The organism is uncultured Stenotrophomonas sp. (genome assembly GCF_963519925.1).
Classification (GTDB): Bacteria; Pseudomonadota; Gammaproteobacteria; order Xanthomonadales; family Xanthomonadaceae; genus Stenotrophomonas; species Stenotrophomonas maltophilia_AE.
In genome coordinates, this window is record NZ_CAUQPH010000168.1 from 1 (window position 1) to 7,053 (window position 7,053).

The 7,053-nt window shown below is 67.2% G+C and carries 5 protein-coding genes and 1 pseudogene; 5 read left to right on the forward strand and 1 reads right to left on the reverse strand.

What is annotated here, in order from left to right:
• The first annotated feature begins 230 nt into the window (after positions 1-230).
• The 3 genes from RWO33_RS18200 to tkt all read left to right on the forward strand — a co-directional run bounded on the left by RWO33_RS18200 (position 231) and on the right by tkt (position 4,227).
• On the forward strand, positions 231-1,556 hold the full coding sequence (locus RWO33_RS18200) for a dicarboxylate/amino acid:cation symporter (RefSeq protein WP_314106626.1): 1,326 nt from the start codon (positions 231-233) through the stop codon (positions 1,554-1,556).
• A gap of 83 nt (positions 1,557-1,639) precedes the next feature.
• Positions 1,640-2,059, forward strand: a complete 420-nt coding sequence (locus tag RWO33_RS18205; RefSeq protein ID WP_314106628.1) for a hypothetical protein — start codon at positions 1,640-1,642, stop codon at positions 2,057-2,059.
• A gap of 158 nt (positions 2,060-2,217) precedes the next feature.
• Entirely contained in the window at positions 2,218-4,227 is a 2,010-nt protein-coding gene (gene tkt, locus RWO33_RS18210) for a transketolase (RefSeq protein ID WP_314106630.1), read from the forward strand.
• A gap of 133 nt (positions 4,228-4,360) precedes the next feature.
• Here tkt and RWO33_RS18215 read toward each other — a convergent pair whose 3' ends face one another.
• Complete coding sequence (locus tag RWO33_RS18215; RefSeq protein WP_314106632.1) at positions 4,361-6,310, reverse strand: acetyl-CoA hydrolase/transferase C-terminal domain-containing protein; 1,950 nt, start codon at positions 6,308-6,310, stop codon at positions 4,361-4,363.
• A gap of 125 nt (positions 6,311-6,435) precedes the next feature.
• Here RWO33_RS18215 and RWO33_RS18220 point away from each other — a divergent pair, with 125 nt between their 5' ends.
• Both RWO33_RS18220 and RWO33_RS18225 read left to right on the forward strand, forming a co-directional pair.
• Positions 6,436-6,801 carry a BlaI/MecI/CopY family transcriptional regulator gene (locus RWO33_RS18220; protein ID WP_314106633.1) on the forward strand — a complete coding sequence of 122 codons (366 nt, stop codon included), beginning with the start codon at positions 6,436-6,438 and terminating at the stop codon, positions 6,799-6,801.
• Positions 6,794-7,053: pseudogene (locus RWO33_RS18225) on the forward strand (peptidase); the annotation flags it as partial. The gene RWO33_RS18220 and the pseudogene RWO33_RS18225, both read left to right, overlap by 8 nt.

A 7,053-nucleotide genomic window follows, 5' to 3' on the forward strand; every position in this document is an offset into this window, starting at 1 on the left:
GCGCCAGGCCCTGCGCGACATGCAGGCCGCGCGCTGGAGCGCTGCCGGGGGCGACATGGCCCAGGCACGGCAGGCCCTGCGCCGGGCCTTCCATGACCGACCGCACTGGCAGCCGGTCGCCGCGCCGGCGAATACTGCGCTGCCGCCGCTGTATCCGCCGGCCCGCTGAAGGAGCCGGAACGATCGGCTTTGCTAAGCTCTTTTACTTATCTCCAAGGAACGCCGCTCCGATGACCGACGCCGCAACACCCCGGCAGAAGCTGCCACTGCACTGGAAAATGGCTATCGGCTTCGGGCTTGGCCTCGCGCTCGGCCTGATCGTCCACGCCATCGGCGGCGGCATTCCCTGGCTGCCCGACGCGGCCCGTGCGGTGATGACCTACCTGACCACGCCGTTGTCGGGCCTGTTCCTCAACCTGATCTTCATGTTGATCGTGCCGCTGATCTTCTCGGCGCTGGTGATGGGTGTGTCGGAGATGGGCGACATCCGCGCGCTCGGGCGGATCGGCTGGAAGACCCTCGCCTATACCGTCCTGCTGTCGGGTGTGGCGGTCGGCCTGGGCCTGGTCCTGGTCAACCTGCTCAAGCCGGGCGTGGGCGTGGACCCGGCCATGGCCCAGCAGCTGCTGCATGAGAACGTCGAGCGCAGCCGCGAGATCGTGGCCAACATCGGCGAGCAGCCCAAGGGCATGGACATGCTGTTGTCGATCGTGCCCAGCAACGTGCTGGCCGCCGCGTCCAGCAACGGGGCGATCCTGTCGCTGATGTTCTTCGCGCTGATGTTCGGCATCGGCATGGTGCTGTCGCCGGACGAAAAGACCGCCCCGCTGCGCAAGGTCATCGAAGGCGTGTTCGAAGTCTCGATGACCCTGATCAACCTGGTGATCCGCCTGGCCCCCTACGCGGTGGCCTGCTTCATGTTCAACCTGGCCGCGATCTTCGGCTTCGACCTGCTGATCCGCCTCGGCGCGTACGTGGGCGTGGTGGTGCTGGCGCTGGGCCTGCACATGGTGGTGAGCTACGGCGTGGCGGTATGGCTGTCGGGCCGCTCGCCCCTGGCGTTCTTCCGCGACACCCAGGAGGCCACGGTGATGGCCTTCTCCACCGCGTCCAGCAACGCCACCCTGCCGACCGCGCTGCGCGTGGCCGACCAGATGGGCCTGCCGCAGAAGGTCTCGCGCTTCGTGCTGACCGTGGGCGCCACCGCCAACCAGAACGGCACCGCGCTGTTCGAGGGCGTGACGGTGATCTTCCTGGCGCAGTTCTTCGGCGTGGACCTAAGCATCACCCAGCAGCTGATGGTGATGCTGGTCTGCATCCTCGGCGGCATCGGGACGGCGGGCGTGCCCTCCGGCTCGCTGCCGGTGGTGGCAATGATCTGCGCCATGGTCGGCGTCGACCCGATGGGCATCGGCCTGATCCTGGGCGTGAACCACTTCCTGGACATGTGCCGCACCGCACTCAATGTTACCGGTGACCTGGCCCTGACCACGCTGGTGGCGAAGGGTGAGAGTGATGATGGTCACACTTCGGAGCGTGTCGTACCCGGCAATTGATCGCGCACGGAATGCCATGGATACTGACCCCCGCGCATGGAAGGCGTCGGGGTTGGCGTCGTGCGGGGAAAGGAGTACTACAGATGAGGAAATATCTGATCGCGGCCACGCTTGGCCTGCTGGCCTTCAACGCCAGCGCCAAGTCGGAATGCCCGAACTACAAGCAGGTCGGCAGCTATTTCGCGGGCCGCACCTTCACCAACTGGGACGTGGTCCCGGTGAGCGCGGACGTTGCCTTCAAGCGGATCAAGATCGAAGGGGTGAAGTCGGGCCTGACCCTGAAGTCTGAAGACAAGGAATCGGGCCTGTTGATGTTCGAACAGAATACGCAGGGCAGCAAAGGCCAGGTCACCCTGCCGTGGAACGTGGTCATCACCCCGGAAGGTGCGAACGCGTCCAAGGTCGAGGTCACCAAGCTCACTCCCGGTGGCTACATGACCGGCGAGAAGTTCCAGCGTGAGTCCACCTGCGCGGTGATCAACGCGGCCACCGGCGAAAGCTGACCGCCCACGCCCGGATCCAAAGCGCCCCGCCTCGCGGGGCGTTTTTGTTGGTGTACGGCAGCCGTCTTCACGACCCTGACCGGCCTGACCCGGCCGGTGGACTATGGGACAATATGCCGCCCGCAGCTCCGCGGCCGCCTCCCGACCCCGACAGAATCATGACGCAGCCCACCCGCCGCCAGTTGGCCAACGCCATCCGCTTCCTTGCCGCCGACGCGGTCGAAACCGCCAAGTCCGGTCACCCCGGCATGCCGATGGGCATGGCGGATATCGCGGAAGTCCTCTGGAACGACTATCTCCGTCACAACCCGAACAATCCGAAGTGGTTCAACCGCGACCGCTTCGTGCTCTCCAACGGCCACGGCTCGATGCTGCAGTACGCGCTGCTGCACCTGAGCGGCTACGACCTGCCGATCGAACAGCTCAAGCAGTTCCGCCAGCTCGGCAGCAAGACCGCCGGCCATCCGGAACACCATGAAACCCCCGGGGTCGAAACCACCACCGGTCCGCTCGGCCAGGGCCTGGCCAACGCGGTTGGTTTCGCGCTGGCCGAAAAGCTGCTGGCCCAGCGCTACAACCGCCCCGAGCACGAGATCGTCGACCACCGCACCTGGGTGTTCCTGGGTGACGGCTGCCTGATGGAAGGCATTTCCCACGAAGCGGCCTCGCTGGCCGGCACCTGGGGCCTGGGCAAGCTGGTCTGCTTCTGGGACGACAACCACATCTCCATCGACGGCAACACCGCAGGCTGGTTCACCGACAACACCCCCGAACGTTTCGAAGCCTATGGCTGGAACGTGGTGCGCGGCGTCGATGGGCATGACCCGGACAGCATCAAGGCCGCCATCGACAGCGCGCTGGCGCAGGGCGACAAGCCGACCCTGATCTGCTGCCGCACCACGATCGGTTTTGGTTCGCCGGGCAAGGCCGGCAAGGAATCCAGCCACGGCGCACCGCTGGGCAAGGACGAGCTGGAAGCCACCCGCAAGCAGCTGGGCTGGAATTACGGCCCGTTCGAGATTCCCGAAGACATCTACGCCGGCTGGCGTGCCGGTGGAACCGGCACCCTGCGCCAGGCCGAGTGGGAACAGCAGTTCGACAAGTACGCCGCGCAGTTCCCGGCCGAAGCCGAAGAGCTGACCCGCCGTTCGGAAGGCGAGCTGCCGGCCGATTTCGTGGCCAAGGCCGACGCCTACATCGCCCAGGTCCAGGCCGAAGGTCAGACCATCGCCTCGCGCAAGGCCTCGCAGCTGGCCATTGAAGCCTTCGCACCGCTGCTGCCGGAACTGGTCGGCGGTTCGGCCGACCTGGCGCACTCGAACCTGACCCTGTGGAAGGCCAGCAAGTCGGTGGCCACCGACGACCCGAACGCCAACTACGTGTACTACGGCGTGCGCGAGTTCGGCATGACCGCCATTGCCAACGGCCTGGCGCTGCATGGCGGTTTCATTCCGTTCGACGCCACCTTCCTGGTGTTCAGCGACTACGCCCGCAACGGCGTGCGCATGAGCGCGCTGATTCCGGCGCACGCCATCCACGTCTACACCCATGACTCGATCGGCCTGGGCGAGGACGGCCCGACCCACCAGCCGGTGGAGCACCTGGCCTCGCTGCGCTACATCCCGAACAATGACGTGTGGCGTCCGTGCGATGCGGTCGAATCGGCGGTCAGCTGGAAGTCGGCGATCACCCGCCAGGACGGCCCGAGCTGCCTGGTGTTCAGCCGCCAGAACCTGCCGCACCAGCCGCGCAGCACCGAACAGGTGGCGCAGATCGCCCGCGGCGGTTACGTGCTGGCCGACGCCGAAGGCGGCGTGCCGGACGTGATCCTGATCGGTACCGGTTCGGAAGTGGGGCTGGCCGTCGCGGCCAAGGCCGAACTCGACGCGGCCGGCATCAAGGCCCGCGTGGTCTCGATGCCGTCCAGCGACGTGTTCGATCGCCAGGACGCGGCGTACCGTGAATCGGTGCTGCCGAACGCCGTGCGCAACCGCGTGGCGGTGGAAGCCGGCGTCACCGGTTTTTGGCGCCAGTACGTGGGCCTGGACGGTGCCGTGGTCGGCATCGACACCTTCGGTGCCTCCGCACCGGCTGAAGCGCTGTACAAGCACTTCGGCATCACCACCGATGCGGTGGTCGCCGCTGCGAAGGCGCAGCTGGCCAACTAAGCGCCAGCAACCGACGTAGTCCAGACGGCGCTTCCCGAAACGGAAGCGCCGTTTTCATTTGCGCGCCGGGCGATGATCTGCCGTTGTTGGCGCGCGATGCGCGCCGCTTCAATGCCGGGCCACTCTTTCAGCGTTACGCGGTGCGCGCCAATCCAAGCCGCACCAGGCGCGCTTCCACCTTTTCGCCGAACGTCTTCGGTGCGTCCAGCCCCATCCGCTGCAGGTACACCACGTCGCCGTCGCCGGCCTGCTGGGTCAATGCGGCCAGCACAGTGCGCAGCTTGGCGCCGCGCGTCTGCGTGTTCTGCTTCAGCCAGCCCAATGCCTTGACCAGGTGCTGCTCCACCTCGGTGAAATCGCTGCCCAGCGGGTAGTCGGGCAGGGCGCCGGACTGGCGGAACGGCGCCAGCGACGCGCTGACCGCGGCGGCGGTATTGCGACGCGCCCAGTGCTCGGGCGCCACGAAGTCGGTGTCCAGTTTCTTCGAGGCTTTGGCGGTCTGCAGCAGCTCGGCCTGGAACGCGGCATCGGTGATGCCGGCCATGCCGACCACGCAGTCCTCGTCGGTCAGGTTGCGCAGGTCGGCGATGCCGTATTCGTTGATGTAGATGTCGCGCAGGTGGCGCGGGATCGTCGTGTGCCCGTAGTTCCAGCGCACGTTCGACTGCAGCCGGCCCTTGTCCTCGCGCACCGCGCGGAACATCAGCGCGCTGCGGGCCTCGGGCAGCGCATGGGCCATCGCCACGAAGTTGTACTGCCCGCCCACGCCCGACACCACGCGGCCGTCTTCCAGCGCATCGGAAACCGCCGCACCCAGCGCGGTGGCCATCATGCACGAGTTGAAGAAGCGCGCATGCCGGCGCTGCAGGCGTTCGAGCGTCTCATTGCCGCCGTACAGCTGGTTGATCTCGCTGATCCGGCGCATGCCGATCGCGCTGCGCTCCGCGTCCGGCAGCTCGCGCAGCCACTGGTAGAACTCCGGCGAGCCGAGGTAGAACGCACCGTGCAGGTACTCGCCCTCGGCCTCGAGCGTGGCGTGGTCGATGGTCAGCGTGCTGCCGCTTTCGATCCGCTCCATCAGTGCCAGGTCGTCGTGCACCTTGCGCCGGATCACCCCGGTCTGCACCAGCCGGCGGAACCCTTCATTGAGCATTTCGCTGCAGCCGTACAGGCCGACCTCGAACGGCTCCAGCCCGCCACATTCCAGTACCGTGGGATGGCTGGCCAGGGTCGGGTCCAGCGCGTGCAGGATCTGCCGGTAGCGCGCGTTGTCGGTGTGGCGCAGCACCAGGGCATGGCTGATCGCATCGGCCAGCGTGCCGATGCCGATCTGCAGGGTGCCGCCGTCGCGCACCAGCGCGCTCGCGTACAGGCCGATCGCGTAGTCGGCATCGGTGACCGGCTGACGCGGCAGCCCGAACAGGGCCGGGTAGGGCGCCGGCGGGGTGATCACCAGGTCGAAGAACGACACATCCACCGTCGCCGACCCGCCCAGGTAGGGCAGCTGCGGATCGATCTCGGCGATCAGCAGCGGCCGCGGCAGTCCGCGCGCCAGCATCGCGTCGATCGTGTCCTGGGTGATGTCGTTGTTGCACGACAGCGACAGCCGCCGGTCGTCGGGACGCATCGCCACCTTCTGCACGATCGCATGCGGCGCGCGCTGCGCCACCGCGTCGGCGGCATGGGTGTAGTTGAGGCTGGTATAACCGCGCTGCGCCTGCGACGAGCCGAGCAGGGCGCCGGACTGCATGTAGAACTCTTCCACCTGCACGTGCGCCGGCAGGCGGTCGCGCACCATTGCGTCGGCATAGGCCAGGCGCGGGAAATCCTCGCCGAAGTGGCGGGCCGCGAATGGCGCCATGAAGCGCGCCTCCAGCCCGCCGCCCGGCTTGGGCGGGTTGAGCGACAACGCGGTGTAGATCTGCAGCGGGCGCGACGGATCGTTTTCAACCCGCGCATACAGCGCATTGAGCAGCCGGTGCGGCTTGCCCAGCGCCAGTGGCGCACCGATGCGCAGCGGCCCGTCCACGCGCTGCAACAACCAGTCGGTGGCCGCGTCCAGATCGGTGAGGTGCTCGGTCATGCGGTGCGTTCCTGCAAAGGCTTTCCGGCATTACAGCATTTCCGGTTTGAACGGCTCTCGACACGGGGGCTTGACACGACAAAAGATTACGCGCGTAATCGGTGCGTCGATTACGGATGTAAATGATGAGCCAGATCAGTGAAGCCGAAGCGGTGGTCATGGAAGTGCTCTGGAACCGGCACCCGCTGGGTGCCGATGAGGTGGTGGCCGCGCTGGCACAACGCGACTGGGCCGAGCCAACCATCAAGACCCTGCTCAACCGCCTTCTCACCAAGGGCGCGATCAGCGCCAGCCGAGACGGCCGGCGCTACCTCTACTCGCCGCTGCTGCAGCGCCAGGCCTGGGTCGCCGAACAGAGCAGCGGCCTGCTGGACAAGCTGTTCGCCGGTCGCGTGGCACCGCTGGTGGCGCATTTCAGCGAGCGCGGCGAACTGAGCGCGCAGGACATCGCCGAACTGAAGAAACTGATCCAGGAACTCGACCATGACTGAGCTGCTGCAGGGCCTGGTGCAGGCGAGCACGTGGTTGGCGCTGGCGGTGCTGCTGCTGGCTGCGCTGCGCCCCCTGCTGCGTCGCCTTGGGGGGCCGGCGCTGGTGTACCGCAGCTGGTGGCTGCTGCCGCTGGTCGTGCTGGCACCGTTGCTGCCGGGTGCTCCGCTGGCGCTGACCGACAGCACGCCGGTGCTGGCGCTGGGCACGGCACTGCGCGCGCCGCCGGTACCGGACGATGCCCGGCTGTGGCC

Bases quoted from the DNA above. Each gene is read 5' to 3' on its own strand.
- RWO33_RS18200 (WP_314106626.1), top strand. From the start codon at position 231: ATGACCGACGCCGCAACACCCCGGCAGAAGCTGCCACTGCACTGGAAA.
- RWO33_RS18205 (WP_314106628.1), top strand. From the start codon at position 1,640: ATGAGGAAATATCTGATCGCGGCCACGCTTGGCCTGCTGGCCTTCAAC.
- tkt (WP_314106630.1), top strand. From the start codon at position 2,218: ATGACGCAGCCCACCCGCCGCCAGTTGGCCAACGCCATCCGCTTCCTT.
- RWO33_RS18215 (WP_314106632.1), bottom strand. From the start codon at position 6,310: ATGACCGAGCACCTCACCGATCTGGACGCGGCCACCGACTGGTTGTTG.
- RWO33_RS18220 (WP_314106633.1), top strand. From the start codon at position 6,436: ATGAGCCAGATCAGTGAAGCCGAAGCGGTGGTCATGGAAGTGCTCTGG.